Source organism: Neptunomonas sp. (assembly GCF_041601355.1).
GTDB lineage: Bacteria > Pseudomonadota > Gammaproteobacteria > Pseudomonadales > Balneatricaceae > Neptunomonas.
The window spans coordinates 1-25,016 of sequence record NZ_JBFIIH010000053.1 but is presented as its reverse complement, the minus strand read 5'-3'; the positions used below and the strand labels follow the sequence as shown (position 1 = coordinate 25,016).

Annotated in this window: 27 protein-coding genes; 17 read left to right on the top strand and 10 right to left on the bottom strand. The window is 48.0% G+C overall.

All coding sequences use genetic code 11. From position 1 onward, the window contains the following. The 7 genes from ABY436_RS10200 to ABY436_RS10170 all read left to right on the top strand — a co-directional run. Positions 1–301: glutaminase (locus ABY436_RS10200; protein ID WP_372738866.1), on the top strand; the 301-nt coding region annotated here is incomplete at its 5' end. A 63-nt stretch (positions 302–364) separates the two neighbouring features. Next, a complete protein-coding gene (locus ABY436_RS10195; RefSeq protein WP_372738865.1) occupies positions 365–1,135 on the top strand; it encodes a metallophosphoesterase family protein in 771 nt (256 codons plus the stop codon). A gap of 22 nt (positions 1,136–1,157) precedes the next feature. Beyond that, positions 1,158–1,748 (top strand): uracil-DNA glycosylase family protein, encoded by a 591-nt coding sequence (locus ABY436_RS10190; protein WP_372738864.1) that lies wholly within the window; start codon positions 1,158–1,160, stop codon positions 1,746–1,748. Between the two features lie 259 nt (positions 1,749–2,007). Next, positions 2,008–2,433 (top strand): hypothetical protein, encoded by a 426-nt coding sequence (locus ABY436_RS10185; RefSeq protein WP_372738863.1) that lies wholly within the window; start codon positions 2,008–2,010, stop codon positions 2,431–2,433. Continuing rightward, positions 2,434–2,721, top strand: a complete 288-nt coding sequence (locus ABY436_RS10180) for a hypothetical protein (RefSeq protein ID WP_372738862.1) — start codon at positions 2,434–2,436, stop codon at positions 2,719–2,721. 154 nt (positions 2,722–2,875) lie between these two features. Then, positions 2,876–3,280 carry a polyribonucleotide nucleotidyltransferase gene (locus ABY436_RS10175; protein ID WP_372738861.1) on the top strand — a complete coding sequence of 135 codons (405 nt, stop codon included), beginning with the start codon at positions 2,876–2,878 and terminating at the stop codon, positions 3,278–3,280. Between the two features lie 128 nt (positions 3,281–3,408). Further along, the gene (locus tag ABY436_RS10170; protein ID WP_372738860.1) at positions 3,409–4,128 is read left to right on the top strand and encodes an SIMPL domain-containing protein; all 720 of its coding nucleotides are present in this window, start codon (positions 3,409–3,411) and stop codon (positions 4,126–4,128) included. A 234-nt stretch (positions 4,129–4,362) separates the two neighbouring features. Here the strand turns inward: ABY436_RS10170 and ABY436_RS10165 are convergent, their stop codons facing one another. Both ABY436_RS10165 and ABY436_RS10160 read right to left on the bottom strand, forming a co-directional pair. Then, entirely contained in the window at positions 4,363–5,652 is a 1,290-nt protein-coding gene (locus ABY436_RS10165; protein ID WP_372738859.1) for a dicarboxylate/amino acid:cation symporter, read from the bottom strand. Positions 5,653–5,755: 103 nt separating this feature from the next. Beyond that, positions 5,756–7,162: an aspartate ammonia-lyase gene (locus ABY436_RS10160; RefSeq protein ID WP_372738858.1), complete on the bottom strand. Its 1,407-nt coding sequence runs from the start codon at positions 7,160–7,162 to the stop codon at positions 5,756–5,758. A 407-nt stretch (positions 7,163–7,569) separates the two neighbouring features. On the opposite strand from ABY436_RS10160, the gene ABY436_RS10155 reads away from it, so the two are divergent. Beyond that, entirely contained in the window at positions 7,570–8,370 is an 801-nt protein-coding gene (locus ABY436_RS10155) for a TSUP family transporter (RefSeq protein WP_372738857.1), read from the top strand. A gap of 2 nt (positions 8,371–8,372) precedes the next feature. Here the strand turns inward: ABY436_RS10155 and ABY436_RS10150 are convergent, their stop codons facing one another. Together ABY436_RS10150 and ABY436_RS10145 are read right to left on the bottom strand one after the other, a co-directional pair. Continuing rightward, a complete protein-coding gene (locus ABY436_RS10150) occupies positions 8,373–9,797 on the bottom strand; it encodes a sigma-54-dependent transcriptional regulator (RefSeq protein WP_372738867.1) in 1,425 nt (474 codons plus the stop codon). Next, complete coding sequence (locus ABY436_RS10145; RefSeq protein ID WP_372738856.1) at positions 9,797–11,533, bottom strand: transporter substrate-binding domain-containing protein; 1,737 nt, start codon at positions 11,531–11,533, stop codon at positions 9,797–9,799. Before ABY436_RS10145 ends, ABY436_RS10150 begins: the two co-directional genes overlap by 1 nt. Before the next feature lie 70 nt (positions 11,534–11,603). Here ABY436_RS10145 and ABY436_RS10140 point away from each other — a divergent pair, with 70 nt between their 5' ends. Beyond that, positions 11,604–12,881: a DUF3422 family protein gene (locus ABY436_RS10140; protein WP_372738855.1), complete on the top strand. Its 1,278-nt coding sequence runs from the start codon at positions 11,604–11,606 to the stop codon at positions 12,879–12,881. 112 nt (positions 12,882–12,993) lie between these two features. Here ABY436_RS10140 and ABY436_RS10135 read toward each other — a convergent pair whose 3' ends face one another. The 3 genes from ABY436_RS10135 to ABY436_RS10125 all read right to left on the bottom strand — a co-directional run bounded on the left by ABY436_RS10135 (position 12,994) and on the right by ABY436_RS10125 (position 15,046). Continuing rightward, positions 12,994–13,344, bottom strand: a complete 351-nt coding sequence (locus tag ABY436_RS10135; RefSeq protein WP_372738854.1) for a putative quinol monooxygenase — start codon at positions 13,342–13,344, stop codon at positions 12,994–12,996. A gap of 90 nt (positions 13,345–13,434) precedes the next feature. Continuing rightward, entirely contained in the window at positions 13,435–13,968 is a 534-nt protein-coding gene (ppa, locus tag ABY436_RS10130) for an inorganic diphosphatase (RefSeq protein ID WP_372738853.1), read from the bottom strand. Between the two features lie 88 nt (positions 13,969–14,056). Continuing rightward, positions 14,057–15,046 carry a class 1 fructose-bisphosphatase gene (locus ABY436_RS10125; protein ID WP_372738852.1) on the bottom strand — a complete coding sequence of 330 codons (990 nt, stop codon included), beginning with the start codon at positions 15,044–15,046 and terminating at the stop codon, positions 14,057–14,059. A 183-nt stretch (positions 15,047–15,229) separates the two neighbouring features. On the opposite strand from ABY436_RS10125, the gene mpl reads away from it, so the two are divergent. From mpl to ABY436_RS10100, 5 genes are read left to right on the top strand one after another with little or no spacing between them, the layout of a single operon-like run. Continuing rightward, positions 15,230–16,648: a UDP-N-acetylmuramate:L-alanyl-gamma-D-glutamyl-meso-diaminopimelate ligase gene (gene mpl / locus ABY436_RS10120; protein ID WP_372738851.1), complete on the top strand. Its 1,419-nt coding sequence runs from the start codon at positions 15,230–15,232 to the stop codon at positions 16,646–16,648. After that, positions 16,641–17,291 (top strand): flavin prenyltransferase UbiX, encoded by a 651-nt coding sequence (locus ABY436_RS10115; RefSeq protein WP_090728369.1) that lies wholly within the window; start codon positions 16,641–16,643, stop codon positions 17,289–17,291. The genes mpl and ABY436_RS10115 overlap by 8 nt, the downstream gene beginning before the upstream one ends. Before the next feature lie 32 nt (positions 17,292–17,323). Beyond that, on the top strand, positions 17,324–18,055 hold the full coding sequence (gene tsaB, locus ABY436_RS10110) for a tRNA (adenosine(37)-N6)-threonylcarbamoyltransferase complex dimerization subunit type 1 TsaB (protein WP_372738850.1): 732 nt from the start codon (positions 17,324–17,326) through the stop codon (positions 18,053–18,055). A gap of 1 nt (position 18,056) precedes the next feature. Further along, a complete protein-coding gene (locus tag ABY436_RS10105; protein WP_372738849.1) occupies positions 18,057–18,869 on the top strand; it encodes an undecaprenyl-diphosphate phosphatase in 813 nt (270 codons plus the stop codon). Then, entirely contained in the window at positions 18,862–19,653 is a 792-nt protein-coding gene (locus ABY436_RS10100) for a class I SAM-dependent methyltransferase (RefSeq protein WP_372738848.1), read from the top strand. Before ABY436_RS10105 ends, ABY436_RS10100 begins: the two co-directional genes overlap by 8 nt. A 53-nt stretch (positions 19,654–19,706) precedes the next feature. Here the strand turns inward: ABY436_RS10100 and plsB are convergent, their stop codons facing one another. Both plsB and ABY436_RS10090 read right to left on the bottom strand, forming a co-directional pair. Then, positions 19,707–22,052, bottom strand: coding sequence for a glycerol-3-phosphate 1-O-acyltransferase PlsB (gene plsB / locus ABY436_RS10095; RefSeq protein ID WP_372738847.1), 2,346 nt, complete (start codon positions 22,050–22,052; stop codon positions 19,707–19,709). Positions 22,053–22,123: 71 nt separating this feature from the next. Continuing rightward, positions 22,124–22,333 (bottom strand): SlyX family protein, encoded by a 210-nt coding sequence (locus ABY436_RS10090; RefSeq protein WP_372738846.1) that lies wholly within the window; start codon positions 22,331–22,333, stop codon positions 22,124–22,126. Between the two features lie 195 nt (positions 22,334–22,528). Here ABY436_RS10090 and ABY436_RS10085 point away from each other — a divergent pair, with 195 nt between their 5' ends. Then, on the top strand, positions 22,529–22,990 hold the full coding sequence (locus ABY436_RS10085; protein WP_372738845.1) for a cold-shock protein: 462 nt from the start codon (positions 22,529–22,531) through the stop codon (positions 22,988–22,990). A gap of 88 nt (positions 22,991–23,078) precedes the next feature. On the opposite strand, the gene ABY436_RS10080 is transcribed toward ABY436_RS10085, so the two are convergent. Further along, entirely contained in the window at positions 23,079–23,696 is a 618-nt protein-coding gene (locus tag ABY436_RS10080; protein ID WP_372738844.1) for a DsbA family protein, read from the bottom strand. A gap of 206 nt (positions 23,697–23,902) precedes the next feature. Here ABY436_RS10080 and ABY436_RS10075 point away from each other — a divergent pair, with 206 nt between their 5' ends. After that, on the top strand, positions 23,903–24,694 hold the full coding sequence (locus tag ABY436_RS10075) for a motility protein A (RefSeq protein ID WP_372738843.1): 792 nt from the start codon (positions 23,903–23,905) through the stop codon (positions 24,692–24,694). Next, the coding region (locus tag ABY436_RS10070; RefSeq protein ID WP_372738842.1) for a flagellar motor protein MotB at positions 24,691–25,016 on the top strand (326 nt) is incomplete at its 3' end. The genes ABY436_RS10075 and ABY436_RS10070, both read left to right, overlap by 4 nt.

The following is a 25,016-nucleotide window of genomic DNA, read 5'->3' as shown; positions in this document are numbered from 1 at the left end:
TTTAGTGTCTGATGGCATGAATATGAATACCGGTGTCAGGGTTGTATCGCCACAGCGAGCACGCCGCATCAACTCCTTGATGTTAATGTGTGGGCATTATGATGGATCGGGTGAGTTTGCTTACCGTGTAGGATTGCCGGGAAAAAGTGGTGTCGGCGGTGGGATATTAGCGATTGCACCCGGTAAAGCCTCGATTGCTGTGTGGTCTCCGGGTCTTGATGATATTGGCAACAGCAAGCTGGGTACAGAGGCACTGGAAATGCTCGTTCAACACACAGGCTGGTCTATATTTGGACACTAAACCTGAACGGGCTATTTGTTCAGGCTTTGAGTGAAGTTTAATCATGTTAAGAGATTTATCTCTATGAAACTGCATATTCTTTCGGATCTGCATCTCAGTGCCAGTGCATTTGAGGCACCCGAAACGAATGCCGATGTGATTATCCTCGCGGGTGATATTGCCCGTCCTGAAGAGGCCGTTGCGTGGGCAAAACAGTTTTCAAAACCGGTTATCTTCGTCCCCGGGAATCATGAGTTTTATGGCAGCAGTATTGCGGCGACCGTCTGCGAGCTGAAGCAGCTGTGCGCTACCGGCAATATTCACGTGCTGCACAATGATGCGGTGGTAATAGAAGGCGTACGCTTTCTTGGCGCGACCTTATGGACAGACTTTCAGCTATTTGGTGGCGCGGGAGAGCAGCGGGATGTTGCCATTGATATGGCGTCGATGATGCTACGGGATTTTAGCAGGATTTATAGGGATGACTCTGCTGAAACCCTTTTTACGCCCGACGATGCAATGTCGCAATTCCAACGACATGCCCGCTGGCTTGATGTGCAGTTAAACCAGCCATTTGCGGGTCAGACGGTAGTGATTACGCACCATTCCCCCTCGATTAAAAGCATACACCCGCGTTTTGAGCTTTCGCCTTTGAACGTCTGTTTTGTTTCTGATGCTGAATGGCTGCTGGATGCTAAGCGTGCAGCTTTGTGGATTCATGGGCATACCCATGATAGCTTTGACTATGATGTGAATGGTACACGTGTGGTGTGTAATCCACGCGGGTATTGCACAGAAGAGGCCATCGAGAATCCCGCTTTTGATCCGGCACTTGTTATTGAGGTAGGTCAGTAGCCATATTGCCTGGGGTGAACAAATGAACAGATTGGAATCGTTATTAGCCGCTGTCCACCAGTGCACTATATGTGAAAAACATCTGCCGCATGGTGTCAGGCCCGTGTTGCAGATAAACCCTAAAGCGAAGGTACTGATTGTAGGCCAGGCCCCCGGACGAAAAGTACATGAGTCTGGTGTACCGTTTGATGACGCGAGTGGCGATCGGTTACGCGATTGGATGGGAGTGACTCGTGAGGTTTTTTACGATGCTGAGCAGGTAGCCATTCTGCCAATGGGCTTTTGTTATCCGGGGAAGGGCAAGTCAGGAGATCTGCCACCACGGCCTGAATGTGCCCCGGCCTGGCGTGATCAGCTGCTTAGTCACCTGAGTAACGTAGAGCTGACATTGTTGATCGGGCAGTACGCACAGGCGTATCACCTCAAACAGAAGCCTGGGTCGCTTACCGAAACCGTTCGAGGGTGGCGGACTTATTCGCCGGATATGATACCGGTCCCACATCCTAGCCCACGTAATAATATCTGGTTGAGTAAAAATCCGTGGTTTGAAAAAGAGCTGCTCCCGGAATTACGGCGACAGGTTCATCGGGTCTTGGCAAACCTCGCCAGTTGAGTGAGCTTTCTTTGTATCAAACATCTTTGTATATAATATCTTGATATAAAACCTGTTTATATGAAAAATCTGCCGCACTATTCCTGGCTCAGCTGCACTTTTTCGGCTTTATCGGGTCTATCAAAGCAGGTCTATCGAAGAACGGTTATCTCAAAGTGTAAAGTTGATTGGTATGCTTGCCTTTACGGCAGCAGTGACGTTTATGTCAGTCATATGGGTTGTCGATATGATGACGATTGGAATATAAGCAGGTACTTTGATGAGTATGTTCGGCAAATGTAAACTGTTGTTAATCGGTATGCTGGTTCAGGGTATGTTAAATACCGCTGTTGCTGGTGAGGTGAGCATTCTGATGGCCGATTTTCGCAGTGTTGGTAGTAACCATTGGGCGGTGAATGTCACCCTCAAGCATAGTGATGAAGGTTGGGATCACTACGCAGATAGTTGGCGTGTGGTTGATGCACAAGGGAATGTTTTGGGTGAGCGGGTGTTATTTCATCCGCATGTGGATGAGCAGCCTTTTACGCGGGGTATTAATAGTGTACAGATACCCGCAGGGGTGACGAATGTTTATATTGAAGCTCATGATAAAGAACATGGCTGGTCTGCAAAACGTTTGCAGGTCGATCTGGCAAACGCAAATTCCGGGCACGTCAGGGTTAACGCTTCAGGTCCAGGCGAGTAGATGCACAGCTGGCGTATGAAAAACCTGGGTGACGCTATGCTCGCAGCTGAAGACTTAGAGGATATCCGGGCGTTATTTCAGCGTGCCTATGATCAGGCAGGGTCTCCCGAAGATATGGCGATCTATGTTCGCCATGAAGCCGAAGGGCGGCTGCATTGTGAAGTGAAGTTGTATTTTACACCAGCAACTAGTGAGTTTGCGGAAGCTGTCGGTGCCCGCTGCTGTCCATCACCCTCTTCAGAGGGGCTCGGGTTACTGGTAGGTTCAGACACCGTCTTGATAAGATAGATACGCAGGCTTTATTAATTCGGACCCGGCCTGCAAACAGGGCTATATTTCAGCACTAAGTTTGCAGTTGCTCTTGGCACATATAAAGCTCATTCTACAGATTGGTTTTTCACTTGTAGTCGTATTTTTTGAAAGTCTCATAAAGGATCAAATCATGAAGTCTATTTCAGCTATTTTAATATTTTGCTTTATTACCAGCATTGCGGGATGTGGAACCATTATTCATCCCGAACGAAAGGGCCAGATAAGCGGTCGACTCGATTCAAGTATTGTTTTATTAGATGCCATTGGCCTGTTGTTCTTTTTCGTTCCGGGCGTGATCGCCTTCGCTGTAGATTTTTCAAATGGAACCATTTATTTACCGGGTGGACGCAGAGCGTCGTTAAGCCTTGAAGAGTTGGATGCAATATCGAGCAATGGAAAAATAGATAGGCAAGCGTTAGATTCTATTGTTCAAAAACAAGCGGGTTCCAGCATTTTACTTAACGGCAAAGATTTACAGGCTATCCATCTCAGTTCTATTGATCAGCTACCACGTGATCTGGTTGCAAACCGTTAACCACAAGTCACATCAGAGAAGAGGGCGTTTGCAATAAGTATAGCGCCCTCTTTAGGTTAGATATTCGTTCGGTCTTTGTCAGATCTTTGTCAGGTGTTGCAGTTATCGCATAATGCCGGAGGTTAGTGATGCAAGGGTGGTGTAAAAGTAGTGCAGCGCTGCTAGGCGTTTTTATCTTTTTAGGGTTGGGCTTACTAGGCTACACGCTGGGTAATGCGGCTATTCAATACAAGTTATATGACCGCAGTGTCACGGTAAAAGGCCTGTCTGAACGAGAGTATCCTGCCGATATTGTCATTTGGCCGATTCAGTTCAGCGTTGCAGATAACGACCTGGGTAATATCTACCGCGATATTGATATGAAAACACAAAGTATCCGAACTTTTTTGGAACAGAGTAATATCGCTGCCGATGAAATATCGGTAACTTCACCGGCTATTACTGATAAGTCAGCACAGCAGTATGGCAATAATGATAGAGCCGAGTTTCGTTACACCGCGACCCAAACTGTGACTGTCTATTCCAAAAATATTGATGTTGCCCGTGCGGTGATGGGCTCACTATCGCAGCTGGGTAAGACAGGCATTGTCTTCACGGCGAACAATTATGAAGCGCAAACCGAATACATCTTCACGCGTTTAAATGAAGTCAAACCTGAAATGGTTGAAGAGGCTACACGTGAAGCCAGGGAAGTCGCTCAAAAATTCGCTACTGATTCACAAAGCGCCTTAGGTAAAATCAAGAGCGCTTCTCAAGGGCAGTTCAGTATTACCGCCAGAGATAAAAATAACCCGCACATTAAAAATATCCGGGTCGTTTCAACGGTGGAGTATTATTTATCGGATTAACATCTGGTAAGGATTACGTTGAGTTTAAGCATAAGCTGGAACGGATTTTACAAATCAGTTATGAATCTTGATGGTTAGGCTTGAAAAAATGTGAGAGCTGTTGAGCTTTCAGGTAAAAGAAAGGCCATTGATTATTCAATCAATGGCCTTTAATAAGTCTTTATTCATACCGCATCATGTGTAGCTTGATGATACGCGAAATCTAACGTTTATCTCTTTACGAACGGCTAAAAATCAAACCTTAACTCTGGCGAGTTCCGGGACTGGTTCGTCTGCATTATAGATAGACTCGTCCAGTTCATTCTCAGACTTTCCAATTAATAAGGCTACCATCAAGTCGCCGGATACGTTTACGGAGGTGCGTGCCATATCTAGGATACGGTCAATACCCGCGATAATAGCCAGCCCTTCCATTGGTAAACCAACAGTCGTTAGTACCAGCGATAGCATGATGAGCCCTGCACCAGGTACGCCTGCTGTGCCGATAGATGCCAATGTTGCTGTTGCAATAATCGTCAGGTAATCGCCTGTGCTCAGGTCAATGCCGAAAGCCTGAGCAACAAACAGAGCGGCAACTCCCTGGTACAAAGCGGTACCGTCCATGTTGATGGTTGCGCCCAGTGGTAGGACGAAGCTGGCGGTTCCTTTTGAAATCCCCAGGTTTTCGCGAGCGCAGCGGATGCTGACAGGTAATGTGCCTGAGCTACTTGTAGAAGAGAATGCCACCATTTGTGCGTTGACGATACCCTTCAGGTATTTTACGGGATTCAGGCCTGCTATCAGGGATACTGCTCCGGTATAAACAAATAGGACCTGGACGACGCAGCCAAGATATACAGCACCAATAACTTTTAACAAAGGTAGTAGAACGTCCAGACCGTATTTTCCTGCAACCCACGCCATCAGTGCAAAGATTCCGTAGGGGGCAAACTTCATTACCAATTCGGTTAGCTTGTACATGGCTTCAGCAAGGCTGTTAAACAGCTGAACGGCGGGCTCGGCTTTTTCACCGATCATATTCAGCGCGATTCCCAAACCTAGAGCGAAGACGATAATCTGCAGAATTTTTCCACCGGCTAACGCTTCGATAGGGTTTTTAGGGATAAGTCCAAGAATGGTGTTAACCAGACTAGGCGCTTCGGTTGACGCGGCTGCTGCCGTGCCACTTGCGACCATGTTAAGGCCATCTCCCGGTGTAAGCAGGGTGCCCAGGCCTAAACCTATAGTGATGGCTACAGCAGTTGTCATCAAGTACAGGACGATGGATTTGACACCCATACGGCCCATCTTGGCGCTGTCTTGCATCGCGGTTACACCCACCACCAGAGAGCAGAATACCAAGGGTACGATCAGCATTTTAATCGCGTTGATAAACAAAGTACCTATCGGTTTCAGGATCTCAGCGTTGGGTCCCATGATGGCACCCACGGCGACACCCGCGAGCATGCCGATGAATATTTTTTTCCAGAGTGCCAGACCACCCCATAACCCCTTTTTTTGTGCGGATGCACTTGCTGTAGACATAAGTAAACCTCGTTGAGTTATTGTCGTTATAATTTTTCAATTATCGTTTTTGAACTGTTTGCGTTGTTCTTATCATGGGCACGTAAGCATGTCCCGGGGCTAATTAACGGCCCGGGAGAATCATGTTTTCCGGTTTAAGAATTTGTTCCAGCTCCTCGTCCGATAGCAGACCTTCTTCCCGAACTAAATCAAGTACACTGCTGCCGCTGGCGAGTGCTTCCTTGGCAATGCGAGTGGCATTTTCATAGCCGATATGTGGATTCAAAGCGGTGATGACACCAATGCTGTTATCCACCTGAGCACGGCAGATTTCAATATTGGCGGTGATCCCGCTAATACAGCGGTGCTCCAGCATCGGCATCGCTTTGCTGAGCAAGCGAATTGACTCCAGAACGTTATAAGCAATCAGTGGTTCCATCGCATTGAGCTGTAATTGTCCGGCTTCTGCCGCAAAAGCGACGGCCAGGTCATTACCTATTACCTGATAAGCGACTTGATTCACCGCTTCAGGAATCACAGGATTTATCTTACCCGGCATAATTGAGCTACCAGGTTGTTGAGGTGGCAAGTTGATTTCGTTTAATCCGGCACGTGGGCCCATGCTGAGTAAACGAAGGTCATTGGATATTTTGGATAACTTGATAGCAAGGCGTTTGAGCATTCCGGAAAATAATACAAATGCGCCCATATCAGAGCTGGCTTCGATCAAATCTGTCGCTTGAACTAATGGGAAACCACTGATTCTTGCCAGTGCGGTAACGGCTCGTTTGCCATAACGCTCATCTGCATTGATACCTGTACCTATAGCCGTACCGCCCAGATTCACTTCGTGCAGTAATTCAGCAAGGCCGGCAATCCGGTCGACATCTTCTCCCAGCGTGGAGGCCCAGCTCTGAAACTCTTGGCCCAAGGTCATCGGAACAGCATCCTGCAACTGGGTGCGGCCCATTTTGATCACGTCGATAAACTCAACTGCTTTTGCAGACATGGCTTGCTGCAGAGAGCGCAGCGCTACGACCAAGTCACCATGACTGAGCAAAATGGCGACACGAACGGCGGTTGGGTAAGCATCGTTGGTGGACTGCGACATGTTGACGTCATTATTGGGGTGCAGGTGCTGGTAGTCGCCTTTCTTGTGGTTTAACAATTCTAGCGCGATATTGGCGATCACTTCGTTGGCATTCATGTTGGTTGAAGTACCAGCACCGCCCTGGATCATGTCGACGCTGAACTGATCATGATATTCGCCATCAATAACTTTCTGACAAGCAACATCAATAGGTTTGGCACGGCTCGGCTCCAGATAGCCTAGCTGAAGGTTGGCTCTGGCGGCTGCCTGCTTCACCATACCTAATGCACGTACCAGGTGTGGGAAGTGGCAGAGCGTGACGCCGCTGAGATCGAAGTTTTGTTGGGCGCGCCACGTCTGGATGCCGTAAAAAGCATCGGCAGGAATCTGGGCTTCACCAAGTAGATCTTTTTCTGTGCGGGTTGCTATTGTGTCTGTCATTTATTGTGCTGGCTCAGTTATTATTTTATCTGTGCTAATAATGTAGCAAGTGAGATGCCAATACTGGATTTTATTTTTAACTTTATGAATTTTATGAATTTTAATTAAAGTTTAGTGACAGTTTTTTGGATTAAATGGCTATAACTTTTGTTATGGGATGGAAGGCTGAGCTGTATAAAATCTTACTGAAACGCAGTGCTGCTGGGCGCTGCTGCGGATATAACGGTTGTTATGGTTATAACCCTGGTTATAAGGGAAGGGTTATAAGGAAATGGTTATTTGGGAATGACTTTAAGGTCATCGATTTAAGGGAGGCGCTTACAGGTGAGCGTTGAGATCACAATTTTCTCTGTTAGTTATACTTAAACAACTGGTAGAGTGCTGCTCTTTAAACGAAGGGACTCACAATGGAACTGGATATTACGCTCATTATCATCCTGCTGGTAACGGGTTTTGGCGCGGGAATGATTGATGCAATAGCAGGTGGCGGTGGCTTGATAACCTTACCTGTCTTGTTGTCCACCGGCATGAGCCCGGTAGAAGCATTAGCGACTAATAAGTTGCAGGGGAGCTTTGGCACTCTGGCAGCATCTGTCTATTTTGTGCGAAAGAAGTTGGTTCATCTGTCACAGATGAAGTTGATGATTAGTTGTACTTTTGTGGGGGCTATTCTCGGTACCTTGATTGTTCAGCAGCTTGATACCAGCCTTCTCGCATCTATTATGCCGCTGTTGCTAATCTTAATAGCCTTGTATTTTATGTTTTCCAAACGAATCGGTGATGAAGACCGGGATCGTAAAGTCAGCAATGCTGTGTTTGCTTTTGTTTTTACCTTCGCCATTGGGTTTTATGATGGGTTTTTCGGGCCAGGAACCGGGACTTTTTTTGCAGTAGCTTTTATCTCTTTGCTGGGCTTCAGCATGGCCAGAGCAACTGCGCACACGAAGGTGTTGAACTTTACCTCGAATATCGCTTCGTTAATCTTCTTTGCTATCGGTGGCAATATTATCTGGGTAGCAGGTTTTATTATGGCGGCAGGGCAGTTGGTGGGTGGCCAGCTCGGTGCCCGTATGGTGGTGAGCAAAGGCGTGAGTCTTATTCGTCCTTTGATAGTTGTGGTAACGCTGGCAATGTCTGCCAAGTTACTGTTTGATCAGTATCAACAGGGAGGTCCGCTCGTCGGGCAACTACTCAGCTGGTTTGGTTGATTTTATTCTCCCGGTCGGGATTTTTTCAGACGCTTACTCAGTGCTGGTTGTGATATGCCTAATAACCGGGCTGCAAGTGACTGGTTGTTATCGGCGCGCTTTAGTGCTTCTTCTACTAACAAGTTATCCATCTGAGCGAGTGTCGGGAGCGGTCCTTCAGGGTTAAATGTTGCGAGACTTTCACTGTGCTGTCCGCGAGTGCTCTCATTCGTTTCGATATTCTGCCCAATCACCTGACGGAATACTTCCATCGAAAGTAAGTGTGAGCGATGCTGAGTAACGGCATCAAAAATAAGCGCACGTAATTCACGAATATTTCCCGGGAAGTGGTAGTTGCTCAGCAGTAGGGGGAGCTCCGGTGGATAACCCGGTACGGGTTTTCCAATCTCTGCGGCTGCCTGCGCCAGAAAATGATCGAGCAACAAAGGCAGGTCATCCTTGCGTTGACGTAGTGGCGGGATGTGGATTTTATGAGTGCAGAGACGGTAATACAGGTCGCGGCGGAAGCTGCCATCGGCTTGTCGTTGTTGTAATTCCTGATGGGTGGCGACAATAACCCGCGCGCGGATGCGTTTGGGACGATCACTGCCCAAGGGGTAATACTCGCCTTCTTGTAGCAGACGTAAAAGCTTTACCTGTGATGCCATGCTCAGGTCGCCAATCTCATCGAGAAACAGCGTGCCTCCAGCCGCTTCCTCAATCAGCCCTGCCCGGCTGCGTTCAGCACCGGTAAAAGCCCCTCGCTGGTGGCCAAATAAGGTGTCAGCAAACACATTGTCATCTAGCCCGGCAACATTGACAGAGACCAGGGGACCTGAGCGTTTACTCAGTTGGTGGGCTGCTTTTGCGAGTAACTCTTTACCGGTGCCGCTTTCGCCACATATTAGTAATGGTTGATTACTCGGCGCTACTGATTCCAGATATTGAAATACGGCTCGCATCTGGTGGCTGCGGCTGATAATGGGTTCAAATACGTGTGGGCTCTCCAGGCTGTTATTGAGGATGCGCTGTCCGAGTGCCAGGTTTTCTCTACGCATTTCCTGCATGCGAATAGCACGTTTAATCCCTTCTATCAGGCGGCCTTCTTCACTGGTTTTGACGAAATAATCGAAGGCGCCCTGTTGCAGGCATGTGACCGCAGATTCTATTTGGTTCAGGCCGCTGATAATAATGACGGAAATGTCAGGGTATTGTTCTGTGATCAACTCCAGTAACTGTTGCCCTGACAGATGCGGCATGGTCAGGTCGAGCAATATCAGCCCGATATGCTCGCATTCTAGTATTCCCATCACTTCACGGCTGTCGTTACACCGGTGGATATGAGTAATTCCGCCGCTACGCTCAAGTGTAATACTAAGACTGCGAAGGAAGGATGCTTCATCATCAACCAGTAATACACCGAATTCTGGATATAGGGTCTGGTTGATCATGTTTTATCTCCGTTAATCGGTAGCGCCAGTATGACACGTGTGCCTTGCTTGGGTGTCGATTTAAATTTCAGTAGGCCGTTGTGGGCTAATACAATGCCGCTGGAAACAGACAGCCCAAGCCCTGTGCCTCCTTGCTCACGCCGGGTCGTGAAAAAGGGATCCAGCAGACGGGATAGATTCTCGGCTTCGATACCGCAACCTTCGTCCTTAATCTCCAGACAAACCTGCTGTTCTTCAGGTAAAGTGTAGGTGCGTACGTTAATTGCTTTACTGCGATCACTTAACGCCTGGCAGGCATTAATGATCAGGTTAATAATGACCTGTTCGATTCTCTGGGCGTTTCCTTTAATAGTTGGCAGGTTGCTGCTGTAACTGACCGTGAAGTGGTCGGTGCTATTATTGATCGAGTTTTCGGCGAGGCGAATGGCGGTGGCAACTACTTCATTAAAATTAAAGGGTTCACGGATATCATCGTTTTCCTGGCGGGAAAAATCTTTCAGGTCATTGACGATCCGTTTAATGCGACGTGCGCCTTCATGCATATCCTTGAGCAGAGCAGGGATTTCATCACGCATCTGAGAATATGACAGCCCGCCGAGCATAAAGTCACCGTGCTGTGCATAGTGCTGCTCCAGCACTTCGTCGCAGTCTTGCCAAGCTTCCTGAATAACCGGCATATTCAGGAGTAAAAGTCCGGTGGGGTTGTTGATCTCGTGAGCAACCCCCGAGACTAAAATGCCCAATGAAGTCATTTTATCGGCCTGAATAAGTTGCTGTTGTTGAATGTCTAGTTCGCAGGTGCGTTTATCGACTTGGCGTTTCAGCATACGGTTCCAGGTAATGCTACCGCCTAGAAATAGTAGTAGCAGTGCAGATAAATACGCTGCCCACTTTCCCCATTGCTTCCAGGGGAGGCCTTTTTCTTGCAAGGGCCCCAGCCAGGTATTATAAATCTGTTGCTGGCGGCCGGTATTTTTTAGAATCGCCAGGCCTTCACTAAACTGCGCCAGCAGTTCTTCATTCCCTTTTAGTACAGCATAACCATAATGCTGAGCCTGGAAGGGTTTGCCGACGGGCACGATATTAGACAAACCTAACTCTTTACCCAGGTAAAGGCCGGGGAGGTTGGCGACCAGAGCATAGTCATGTTTACCGGCCGCCAGTTGGCGTAGAGCATCGGCGTGGGTTTCGACAGTAAAAAGTCGGGCTCCGACATCATTCTGTAGCAGGTAGTCATGCATGATACCGTTTTTTTGTACGACAACGTCTTTGTCCCGCAGCTCTGCTAAGGAGGCTGCGCGAGGCTCTCCACGGCGAGCAAAGATAGACTGGTGAATAATGGCATGCGCTGGGCTGAAGTCGAAGGTTTCGCGGCGTTGCGGAGAGTTTGCCATGCCTTGCAAAGCATCAATCTCTCCCGTTTTAAGCGCGTTACGTACATCTGCCCAGTCGGAGAAACGGAACTCTACCTTCATACCCATGACTTCGGCAATGGCGAGTGTCAGTTCTACGTTATAGCCACTGGGTTGTCCTTTATCGTTGATAAATTCATAAGGGGGATAGTTGTAGTCACCGCCTATGAGTACCGTTTGGTCTGCTGATAACACGCGGGCGCTGGCAAGCGAGCTTAACAACAGTAGGATAATTAGCAGAAAAGTGCATAACCGTTGGCGATAATTTAAATTCATAGTGACATAACTAGTGTAGACTTTAGTCGTGGTCATGACGGTCATAGATAAAGTTTCATAGGTGGTTGTTAGTTCCTGCTTTAAGTTAATGTCTATTAATCTCAGGAGGTTATTGGTGAAATCCCATCCGCAGCGTCAACAGATTGCAGATGAAGTTCATGCGCGTCCTTTTCAGCAGTTGAGCTCGCCTCTGAAAGTGATGCATTTTGCCGTTATGAATGGCGAATATAATGCAGAGGATATTCTACAGTCTATTTCTGCCCTGTTTGTCGCTTGTGGTGCTCAACCTCTTGGAGCGAGCGCTAATTTTAGCTTTCAGGATGTCGGTCAGCTATCTGTACGCTGGGAGGCACATAACGAATTTTATACTTTAACTTTCTATTATTGTGGTGAACAGCAGAATTGGCAGCAATCAATGCCAGGTTTATCTCAGGATTGGAGTGACAGCATTCTGGGTGAGCTGATTACCGGCGTACAGATATTGGTGAAACCCCGGGATCACAACACAGAGGGGGAAGATCCTGATCAGGTGCCAGACGATATCTTTGGCCGTAACCAGGTGATTGGTTCTCATGTCATGCGTAAAGCCGCAACGGTGTGGACAGATTTTAAGGCGCAGGGCCAGTTTGGATTGGATCGGATTCTGTTGCAGGATAATCATTTACATGATTACCAGTGCGGACGTTTGATTCAGCGTCTGTGTGAAATTGATACTTATCGGGCAATCGCTTTACTGGGCCTGGCTCCGGCACGTTTTGCCATGACACAGGTAACAACGCTGGGTGCTGAGTTATCTGTGATTACTGATCACTTGAGTAATCTTCAAGCGGGTGAAGAGTCTGACGCTTTATCGGCATTGATGAATATGGCGGCGAAGATAGAAGAGATTTCAGCAGAGACCGGACATCGGTTTTCTGCTTCAGATGCTTATTATGCAGTAGTCTCTATGCGTATATCCGAATTGGAAGAGACGAGAATAGAAGGGCTTCAAACTATTGAGCAGTTTATTGATCGCCGTGTAGATCCGGCGATGCGTACATGCAAGGCCGCAGCAATGCGGCTTGACCGGATATCGCAGCGGATTGCCCGTGCCAGTAACTTATTACGTTCCAAAATTGATCTGTCGACTGAGAAAAAAGTTCACGATCTGTTGAGTTCAATGAATAAGCGAACACGTCGTCAGTTAACGCTCCAGGCTAAACTGGAGACGTTTTCTATCATAGTGGTGACCTATTATTTATTTGATCTGGCTGATCGCACTATCCGTTACCTTGCTTCCGGAAAAACAGAAGAGATGGCAACTAACGGTTTGGTCTATTCGCTGCCCGCTGTTGTGTTGGGTGTCTGGTGGTATGTGCGCAGAGTAACGAAAGAGTTTAAGTCAGAGGATTAACGGATTACACATAAGCTCAGCATGAATAAACTCTTTATGCTGAGCGATCCGTTATGCCTGACTTCCTGAGAAACAGTCGTTTTAGCAATAGCTGATTGATGCCAGACTCTGTTTATGAAAATACTGGCGCGTCAAAGTCAGCCGGCTCATCGCTGTAAACGCAGACATTCCATTTTTCAACCGGCCCATCTTCAGCTACGCAGTTGGTTTCGAAAAACTCAACGATCTCTTTGCGTTGGCAATGCGCTTCAAATGCTTCCCGGGTGCTCCAGATCTCATGAAAAGCGATTGGATAGCTGTCGCCTTCAGCGAACGGATTGGCTATGCGACGAGTGACGGTGTACTGAATGCAGCCATCTTCACGTCGTGAGTTGGGTTCTAATGCTTGGAGAATTGCAAAAACTTCAGGTTCTTTACCTGCTTTTGGTAAAAATTGGGCAGTACAATAAATCTTTTTGGACATCTGTTTCTCTTTGCTGCTGTATGCTGAAAACAAAAAAGCCTCCCATGATGACAGGGAGGCTTTTCAGCGCTGCTATTTAACAAGTATTACTTATTTAGAAGCTTCGTACATTTTGACGCCGTCAAGGATCGCTGCGCGTGCTGCATCAGCACCTTCCCAACCATCCAGCTTAACCCATTTGCCTTCTTCCAGACCTTTGTAGTTCTCGAAGAAATGCTTGATGCGAGCTAATGTCATCTCAGGCAGGTCGCTGATGTCGTTAACATCTTTGTACATTTTTGTTAGTTTGTCGTGTGGCACTGCCAGCAACTTAGCATCCTGACCTGCTTCATCAGTCATGTTCAGGATACCAATTGGACGACAACGGATCACAGAGCCTGGAATAACCGGGTAAGGGGTCAGTACGAGTACGTCTACGGCATCGCCGTCATCTGCCAGCGTATTGTTGATGTAACCGTAGTTGGCAGGGTAAAACATAGGCGCTGCCATGAAACGGTCAACGAAGATCGCGTCTTCTTCTTTTTCGATCTCGTATTTTACCGGGGAGCTTTCCGCCGGGATCTCGATGATCACGTAGATGTCGTTCGGTAGATCTTTACCTGCAGGCACTTTTGCAAAGCTCATGCGTTTCTTCCTGTTCTGAATAAATTAAAATTTGGATTCAGGCATTATAAGAGTCGTACACGTTAGTTTGTATACGACTATCAGATGATTATGCTTCTTTTGTGCTTTCGCTGCGTGCGTGGTATTCCATTAAGGCTTCAACTTCTTTGCGCGAACCTAAGGCAACAGATACACGTTCGTGGATATCGTCCGGTTGTACATCCATAATATCAGAATAACAGTTGGTCGCTATTCCACCTGCTTGCTCAACCAACATGCTCATTGGGTTCCCTTCATACATCAAGCGAAGCTTGCCGGGCTTTTTCGGCGACCGCGAATCCCATGGATAAGTGAAGATACCACCACGCGTAAGTACGCGATGCACTTCTGCTACCATGGCTGCGACCCAGCGCATATTGAAGTTCTTGTCACGTGGGCCGTCGGCACCGAGTAGCAGATCATCAACATAATTGCGCATGGCGGGTTCCCAGAAACGGTGATTTGACATATTAATGGCAAATTCACGGGTGTCTTGAGGGATCATGACATTTTCACGTGTCAGCAGGAAATCGCCGGTGTGCGAGAGCGTAAACATGTTGACGCCTTTACCGGTTGTCAGTACCAACACGGCAGAAGGTCCGTATAAGACATAGCCTGCGGCAATTTGTTTACGGCCATTTTGCAGGTACGGGTACTCAGTGCTGTAGTCTTCGTCTTTCGGTGCTTCCAGAATAGAAAAAATAGTACCGACAGAAACATTGATATCAATGTTAGATGAGCCATCCAGCGGGTCAAAGACCACCAGGAAGCGGCCATCTTTATTACCCGGTACGGATTCGCTTTCTTCTTCAGAGGCAACGCCAGCCACTAAAGAGTGGTTAAGTAGTACCTTCTTCAGAATTTCATTGGAGATCACATCCAGTTTTTTCTGCGTTTCCCCTTGTACGTTGGTGATATCGGTCGTGCCGAGAACACCAGCGAGTGCGCCTTCGCGCAGCTGTAGCGCGATCTCTTTACAGGCGACCATGAGGGTGGCAATCAGGTCCATTAATTGTTCGTCAGTGTCGTGGCGTCTCAGAAACTGGCTCAGCAGTTGCATGGGGGATAGTACCTTTGCATGTTTGAAAAAAGGGATGATTTAAATTTCGTAGTAATTTTACGTGATTAAGGTTGGAAAATCATGCCGTGTCATGGAAAAAACGGCTATTAATCGCGCCCTTTTTGCATAATTGACGGTATTATTATCCGAATTGTCCGGTTAGCTGTTTTTAGGAGTAACGCTTTGCATATTCATATTCTGGGTATTTGTGGAACCTTTATGGGATCCTTGGCTATTTTGGCACGGGAGCTGGGTTACCGGGTGACCGGTTCAGATGCCAATGTATACCCCCCAATGAGTACTCAGCTGCAAGCGCAGGGAATTGAATTGATGACGGGCTATTCGGCCGGGCACCTCAGCCCTGAGCCAGATCTGGTGATTATCGGTAACGCCATGTCACGTGGTAATCCTGCCGTTGAGTATGTGTTGGATAAAGGCCTGCGTTATATCTCCGGGCCACAATGGTTGTGTGAGCATGTGTTGCAGGAGCGCTGGGTGCTGGCGATTGCCGGGACACACGGCAAAACCACGACATCGTCGATGTTGGCCTGGATTCTGGAGTATGCCGGTATGCAACCGGGTTATCTGATAGGCGGTGTGCCAAATAATTTCGAGGTGTCGGCGCGCTTGGGTGGTTCGCCTTTCTTTGTTATTGAAGCGGATGAATATGACACCGCTTTTTTTGATAAGCGTTCTAAGTTTGTGCATTACCGTCCGCGCACGCTGGTGCTGAATAACCTTGAATTTGATCATGCAGACATTTTCCCTGATTTAGCGGCTATCCAGCGTCAGTTTCATCATGTTGTGCGAACAGTGCCGTCCACAGGACAGGTGATTATTCCACAGCAAGATAAGGCGATTAGCGAGGTCATCGGGATGGGGTGCTGGACGCCCGTTATGACTGCCTCTATCGGTGAGAGTGATGATAGTGATGAGAGTGGCGAATGGTCTGCACAACTGAGCAGCGAAGATGGCAGTGCTTTTGATATTCTGCATCAGGGAAAAAATCTGGGTCAGGTGAGATGGGATATGACGGGTCAGCACAATGTGGCCAATGGTCTGATGGCGTTGATTGCAGCTCGCCACGTTGGGGTACTGCCGCCGCATGCGATTGAAGCATTGTCGGCGTTTGCTGGTGTGAAGCGCCGTATGGAGAAAGTGGCTGAGGTAGCCGGCATCACGGTTTATGATGACTTTGCGCATCACCCGACGGCTATCGCTACGACACTGCAGGGTTTGCGGGCGCAAGTCGGCAGTGACAAAATCGTGGCGATTATTGAGCCGCGCTCCAATACCATGCGCTTGGGCGCACATCGGGCGGCGTTGGCTGATTCAGCAACTTTGGCAGACGAGGTTATCTGGTATCAGCCGGCAGGGCTGGATTGGTCATTGGATGATATTGTGCACGGCCATGAGGAAAAAATGCGTGTTGCAACCAGTGTCGACAACATTCTGGCCAGAATAAAAGAGAAAGTTGCGCCAGGCACTCACCTGGTGGTGATGAGTAACGGTGGTTTTGAAGGTATTCATCAGCGTTTGGTGGGCGTGCTGGAGGATAAGTTTCTTAAGGACAAAGCGTCAGGAGATAAGTGCAATGGCTGAGTTTTCACAACGCATCACACTGGCGATTACCGGTGCGTCCGGTGTGCAATATGCGATGCGGCTAATGGAATGTCTGGTAGCCGCTGATGTTCAGGTGTTGCTGATGATCTCCCGGGCTGCTCAAGTGGTTGCCGCGACAGAAACTGATTTATCAATTCCCGGTGCTACAGCAGCCCAGCAGACCTATTTTACGCAGTTGTTTAATGCCAGAGTTGATCAGATCAAAGTGTTCTCGCGTGAGCAGTGGATGGCTCCGGTAGCCTCGGGCTCAGGTGCCCCGGCCACTATGGTCGTGTGCCCCTGCAGCACCGGTACACTGTCCGCGATTGCCACCGGGGCAAGTAATAACCTGATTGAGCGTGCCGCCGATGTTGCCCTTAAAGAGCGCCGTCAACTGGTATTGGTGCCGCGTGAAGCGCCGTATTCAGAAATTCATTTAGAGAATATGCTGAAGCTCACCCGCATGGGCGCGGTTATCCTTCCGGCTAGTCCGGGTTTTTACCATAAGCCGGAAACAATTAACGATATGGTCGATTTTGTGGTGGCCAGAATATTGTCTCAGATCGGCATTGAACAATCTTTTATGCCTCGTTGGGGCGAAGCATTACTGCAAAGTGATGAAAATCCGCCGTCGCACGATTAGAATAGGCCCCTTTTTACAATCGGAGTGGGCTCATGCCTAAAATTCTTGCTTTGGATACCTCAACTGATGCTTGCTCAGTTGCCTTGCATGTCGCAGGTGAGATCCGTGAGGATTTCAGAATTATCCCGCGTCAACACACCAAACAGTTACTGCCGATGATTCAGGCGATGCTGGATAGCGCCGGCCTGAAGGTAAAAGATCTGGATGCGATTGCGTTTGGCCGTGGACCGGGCTCTTTTGCCGGTATCCGCATCGCGACAGGAGTGGCACAAGGGTTGGCATATTCGGCTGAGCTGAACGTATTGCCCATCTCCACTTTGGCTGCGATTGCATTGGCGCATCATCTGCAAAGCGGTGATCAGCAGGTGCTTGCTGCCTTAGATGCGCGTATGGATGAGGTCTATTGGGCGGCATACCGCTTTGAAAATGGCTTGCCTGTTCTGATAGGTGACGAGCGGGTTGATGCGCCGGCTAATGTTTGTTTGCCGGATTCCGGCCATTGGGCGGGTGTGGGCTCGGGTTGGCGCTATTGGCAAGGTATGTCTGATCAGGTGAAACAATTTATCACCAGGGTCGACGCCGATTCACAAGGCGCTGAAGCTCAGGATAAGGGCGTTGCCGAAAATACCACTTATCCAACCGCCGCTCATATTCTGCGGCTGGCTATTGAGGACTATCAGCAAGGAAAATCGCTCTCGCCAGAGTTGGCTTTGCCTGTGTATTTACGCGATAACGTCGCATGGAAAAAGAAGGATCAGCAATAAAATGGATTGGATTCAAACAGTAGTACTGGCGTTAATACAAGGCTTGACCGAGTTTTTACCGGTATCCAGCTCTGCTCATCTTATCTTACCCTCTCAGTTGTTGGGCTGGCAGGATCAGGGGCTGGCATTTGATGTTGGCGTACATCTGGGAACGCTGTCTGCCGTTATGTTTTATTTCCGGCAGGATGTCAGCAACATGCTGCTGGCCTTTTTTGCCTCTTTTAAAGGTGATAAATCGGTTGATGGCAGGATTGCCTGGTTTGTTATTTTTGCTACGCTACCCGCGCTGCTGTTTGGTTTCTTACTCAACGATATCGTCGATCATTATGGTCGTTCGATATTGGTCATTGCAGCCACCACGCTGATTTTTGGTGCTTTGTTGTGGTGGGCCGATGTCAGCCGTCGTGAGATTATGCCTCTGGAGGAGATTCGCTTGCGGGATGCGATCTGGATTGGTCTGGCTCAGGCCGTGGCGCTGATTCCCGGGACATCGCGTTCGGGGATCACCATTACAGCGGCGTTAATGCTGGGGTTTACCCGCCAGGCAGCTGCACGCTTCTCGTTTTTACTGTCGATTCCGGTGATTATGGCGGCCGGCAGTTATAAAGGGTTGGAGCTGGCTCAGACAGCGACCGGCACCCAGTGGGAAATGGTAATGGGGGGGGTGTTAGTGTCGGCGCTGAGTGCGTTGGCTTGTATCCATTTTTTTCTGAAATTACTTGACCGTATCGGCATGCTTCCGTTTGTGATTTATCGTTTCTGTTTAGGGCTGTTTTTGTTAGCTGTCTACTTCTTCGTGCCAGTCAATGCTTGAGTTAGAGTCAAGCCTTCAGGTAGCGGCCTGTGACAAGCCGCTACTTGATCAGGCGATGCGACTCGCTGCTAAATTGAATCTGGCTCCGGCGAAGGTCGTGTCGGATATTAGTCGCTGTGCACATCCTTTGCTGTTGTATGTCACCTATCAGGGTTTACAGTTGCAAACCACCGGTAAAAAAGCGCCCGGGCCTGTGTGGGTTGACTTTCTTAGCGGGTCAGTGGCACATCGGCGTAAATTTGGTGGTGGGGCAGGGCAGATGATAGCCAAGGCTGTGGGCGTTAAAAGCGGTGTGCGCCCGACCGTTCTGGATGCGACCGCAGGCTTAGGAAAAGATAGTTTTGTATTGGCGACCTTGGGGTGCACGCTCTCAATGATTGAGCGCTCGCCAATCATTCACGCCTTGCTGGAAGACGGTCTGTCACGCGCGATGTCAGATGCAGAGGTCGTTGAGGTCTGTTGCAGAATGACATTGTATCAGGGTAATGCGATTGAGTTGATGGGGACTATGGATCGCCCCCAAGTGGTTTATGTTGACCCGATGTTTCCGCATTCTGAAAAAGCAGCGTTAGTCAAAAAAGAGATGCGGGTGTTTCGCGATGTGGTCGGTGATGATCAGGATTCGGCGTTGTTGCTGGAGGCTGCGTTAGATACCGCAACAGCACGTGTGGTGGTTAAGCGAGCGCGCAAAGCGCCGCTTATTCAGGGACGTGCACCCAGTTACCAGTTGGAAGGGAAATCCAGCCGGTATGATATCTATGCCCTTGCCAGATTGCACAGCTGAATTAAATAGCTCCCTGTACAGGCCCTTAACAAAGACGTCTTGATGTGTGCACCTTAACGAGGATGTAAATCCTTTTCTATAAGGTCTGTATAGTGCGGATTCAGAATCTGTTTTGCTCGTTTTATCAATGAAGCGCTTTCTGCCTGACAGCTTATCAGACTCTGCTTAAGGCCCTTTTTCCTTGAGAACACTGATTGGCTAATCAGGGTATCTATAAAGATCTTTAACGCTCGTTCATCCGAGTATTCCGGAGAATTAAAACCGAACTGTTGATGCAGATTAGCGGCAATGCGCTGGCTTTCACTGATCAGGTCGGCTTCAGGCATCGCGGCTCCATCCGAGAGTAAGCGAAATACAATATAGTAGCGTAGTAAAATCGGTTCAGCTGTTTGCATCAGTGTGAGGGCTAAGGGTGATGAGGATACCCGCAGCATAGCGCCATCACGGGTGATCAGTCCCCGCTTCTCCAGACGCATTCGAATTTGCTTAAACACCGTTGTGAGTTCTGTATTGTTCCAGGGCAGGTATAGTTCTGCCTGCAAATAGGGGTAGAGCGTCTTTAGCAGCCGTGGCAGGGTTTGCGGTAAAGGTTTGGGGTAGCGCTTGGTAAGGAGCAGATACAGTCCCGGTAGCATGGTTATATGATGTAGCTGGTTACGGTAAAAAGTCATCTCCTGTGCCTGAGAGCCACTGAGGAAGACATTGTCTTCAGAAATACTCAGTTGCTGACGTTTGGCTGCTTGTGCTATCCAGTTATTGACCTCGCCGTCTGCAATGGCAGCCGGGGCGTTGGGCAAGGCTTTTAACAGTGAAATTAAGGCAGTTGTCTGGTTGCACAGTTCAGTTATCTGATGGTGGCTTTTGGGGTTGGCTAACAGCAGTGTGGCTAGCAGGGCTGTTTGGTTGGCATAGGCTGATTGGTTAATACGCTGCAAAACCTGCTGGCTGATATGCTGAGTCAGCTCATGAACTGCCGGCTTGATGCTTTCTTCGGATGTGGCATGGATATGCGGCATATCCCGGGTGGCCTGCTGTAGCAGCAACGGCTCACCAAAGCTTAATGCAGCATCACCGAAACGATGGCGAAAGAGTTTCAGTGTTTTAATCAGCCCGAGGAAAGACTCACTGGTTTTCTTTTCTCCCTGCAGTTCCTTTTGGTAACTTTTATTTTCAACAAGCTTGTCGTAACTTATCCAAACGGGTATCAGTGCGACAGGCTTTTCCGGATTAAGCAAATGGTTTTCCAGCGTTATTCTGAGTAAGCCGGTCTTGGCAGGTAACAGACGTCCGGTACGGCTACGGCCTCCTTCAATAAAGTATTCCAGCGAATGTCCCCGGTTGGACATGGCGCACAGGTAGCGGTTAAATAACTGCGTATATAAGGGATCACCGCGAAAACTGCGACGCATAAAAATAGCGCCGCCACGTTTCAGGATGCTGCCTAGTATGGGGACGTTGAGGTTATCGCCGGCGGCAATATGCGGAATCATCAACCCATGTCGGTATAAATTCCAGGACAGCATCACATAATCCATATGGCTGCGATGGCAAGGCAGGTAAACCAACTGATGTTCTGGCGCACAGCGCTGTACTTTCTCTATGCCGATAACGTGTATTTTCCGATAGGTTTTTTTCCAGAAAACCCCCAGTAATGATGCAAGGATACGTGCGGTAGCAGGGCTGAAGTTCGCTGCAATTCCTTTTAGTAGGTTTTTTGCATCGGCGCGAATCAGTTCTACAGGGTTATCCTGCTCAGCGGCGGTCTCTTCGATGATCTCTTTAACGGCGGGTTCGCGTAGAATAACTTTAAACAGATTACTGCGATGGGATAGCGTTGGGCCGATGATGGCCAGGCGGCGGCGATAAAAGTGATGATGAAACACTCTAACTGCTTTATGGGCAATGACGCCCGCTGGTTGATGCGGTAACTCTTCCTGCAGTTGTTTTAAAGAGAGTGGCGGATCGACCTGTATCAGGGTTTGGCGTCCATTGACCAGCAATTGCATTAAACGCCCAAACGCTCCCGCTTTGCTCCAGCTTTCGGCATAGAGCAGGTTTAAGAAAGAGGTTTCGCGTCGCGGCATGCGCCCGTGATATACAGAAATAGGGACTATGTTGATATCCTGCTCTGAGGGCAAAAATTCCAATTTTTCTATTTGCGCTTCAATGCGATTACGCAGGTCGTCTTGATGGCCGTGGGCAGCACAGAGTATTTTCTGCTCTGGCAGCGAGTTACCCTGTAGGCGCAGTTGTTCTATTAACAGGATTCGATGGGTGTATCGCTCTGTTTCAATAACGAACAAGGTGTTGGCATCAGGCTTTAAGTATTGTCTGCCTTGCACGGTAGGGTGGACGATCAGGCGTAATAATAAACGGCTGATGCGGTTTAATCCTCGCATGTTTTGTCAGGCCTTATCTCTTATTAGTCGAGCGGTTAATAGTGCGATTAATCTTGTGATTCAGAGTGTGATTAATAGTGCGGTGGCGGCTCGTCAGTGTAGTCAGTGCCCTGGCTTTCCTGACCGACAGTTTTGAGTTGGTCGTTAAAGATTAGCAGCATTCTTTTCAGCTCAGAAATAGTTCTGTCTTGCTTGGCAATAACATCATTGAGCTTATCCAGCGCATCTTCCTGAAATGCTACGCGGCTTTCAAGCCCTGTTATACGTTCGTCATAGTTCATGGGGGGTCTCTACCAGGTATAAATTTCATTCTACTAAGCATAACGGAGAGGTGTAGGAAAAGTAAATTGCGATGAGTGCGGGTAAGCTATTGAAATTTTAAGTTTTCTTCTGTATACCTTTGCGGTTGTTGCTTTAAGTTAAGTATAGGCAACTTAAATAATAGTAAATATCATGATAAGACAAGAGATAGATACATGAGTGGTAACCAAATAGTTCGTAGTGTAATTGTAAGTATTATTGCAGCAGTGTTGATTCCTGTGCTGCTTAAAGCTGTCGCCGGTGTTGAAGCAGGGTTAACAGCCCCGGTTATAGCGGTAACCTTTATCGTAGTTCTTATTAGTAGTGTAATTTCTGCTATGGGTGGAGGCGCAAGTGCCCCCTCAACTCCGGCTCTGAATCAGATGAATGATGAAGATTTGGAAGATGAAGAAGACTATGAAAATGATGATCGTGAACTGGGTACAGTTAAGTGGTTCAATGTGTCTAAAGGCTTTGGATTCATTACACGTGAAAATGGCGATGATGTTTTTGTTCATTTTCGTAACATTCGTGGGCGTGGGCATCGTTCTTTAAGTGAAGGTCAGCGTGTTCGTTTTAACGCGCGTGAGAGTGATAAAGGTTTGCAGGCGGAAGATGTTTCCGTCATGCGTGGCTAATCATCTCTATAGCGGAAGCTTCGGCTTCCGCTTACTTTTTTCCTGCTATTTCCTTGTTTTTTGCTTCCTCTCCCCGTTAGTCTTCTGTTTATTCGTTGGCACCTAATTGATGTAATTCTTTTATAATCCTATCAGGCTTGCTGTATCCATCACTCAACCTGATAACCTTTTCGCCATCCAAAAAACGCAGTGCCGGAAAACCGGATACATTCAACTGTCGAGACAGGGCCATATGCTCCTGCAGTGTTTGTTGTGTGCTTTGCGCATCAATTAAGGGTGCGAAATCTGACGCGTTTATGCCGAGTGACTCGGCCAGCCGGATCAGTGTTTCGCTATCAGATGGATTTTGAGCGTTTAAGTAATAGGCCTGTTGAATGGCGTTTGCCATCTGAGCGGCACTACCCGGGCTAAGCTGTTCGGCCACGATAACGGCCCGGCATGCTCGCCATGTGCTTCGTCTTGGGGAGCACTGGGTCCAGAAGTCATAATTAAACTTTGTGCCCGTGCTTTCTTCAATATGCTGCCAGATAGACCGTATCGTCTTTTGCTGCTCCTTTGGCATAGGCGAGTCTGAATCGGCTGCTAATCCTCCCATAATGAATTCAACTGCCAGGTTGGGGAAAGTCTGCTTTATGGCTTCTGCGGTAGGCGAGAAAGCCCAGCACCAGCTACACATTGGATCCATAATATAGAGTAATTTTTTCATCACTGCTCCAGTTGAGATGCTTGATTTAGTTAAGAAATTCTATCATTAGCCGATCATAAGAATATCGCTTTAAAAGATCATTAAAAAATGCTGGCAATTAAAGTGAAAGCGCAAAAGTAAAGCTTATGCATACACTTATGGTGTACTGAACTACTGCTATACTCAAGCGAATGATTCTTAATAAATGCTCAGGAGTATCTTGCTAGATGGATTTTGCATCCCTTGTTGGAATCATATCGGGTTTAGTACTCATCATCTCTGCTATTTTGATCGGTGGAAATGCGGATATTTTCATTAATGTCCCCGGTATGATGATTGTGGTGGGTGGGACAATGGCGGCTACATTACTCACAGTGCAGTTTCGTGATGTGATGAATGCGTTCAAAGGTGCTTATATTGTTTTCACTCAGGATAAAACTAATCCGTCAGAAATGATTGATACCATGATTAAGCTGAGTAAAATCAGCCACCGGCATGGCTTATTGAAACTGGGAGAGGTCAAAACTGATTCAGCTGTTTTACACAGGGCCTGTATGCTGTTATGCGAAGCTGCGTCTGAGCAGGTGATACGTAATACCCTGCAAAATGAGATCGACTCTCTGATGGCGCGTCACTTTTCAGTGCAGGATGTTTTCCGCAAAATGGCGGCATATGCACCTGCATTCGGTATGTTGGGTACACTTATTGGTCTTATTCAAATGCTCAGTGAGCTGGATAACCCCGAGTCGATTGGTCCGGCGATGGCGGTTGCGCTATTGACTACTTTTTATGGATCATTATTAGCAACCATGGTATTTCTCCCGATCGCCGGCAAGTTGAAAGCGAGGACATTGCTTGAAGTGACGAATCTGGAAATTATTCGCGAGGGAAGTATTAGCATTCTGACCAATGATCATTATGCGCATGTTTATGAACAACTCTCTTCTTATCTGCCTGAACGCGCCCGTAAGCCCATAGTAAATAAGAAACCGCCAGTTATGCAAGGAGTCAAAAAGTGAGTGCGCGGCGTCAGATTATTGCTGAGACAGAGCCGGGCTGGATAGTTACTTACGCCGATTTGATGACCTTGTTGTTGGTTTTTTTTGTGCTGCTTTTCTCGATCTCGACGGTGAAAAAAGAACAGTTCGCCTCGACGATCCGATCCTTTCAGCTGGCGATAGGTGATACCGGTGGTAGTCTCATTCCGCTGCCTGAAGAGCTCAGAGCGCCTGCAACAGAAGTCCCTGATACGCTGGAGCAAAACAATGCCGATCAATTGGTGCCGCCGGATCTGGTGGTGCAGGAGCAAGAAGAAGTTAAGCTGCCCGAAATGCCAGAGGT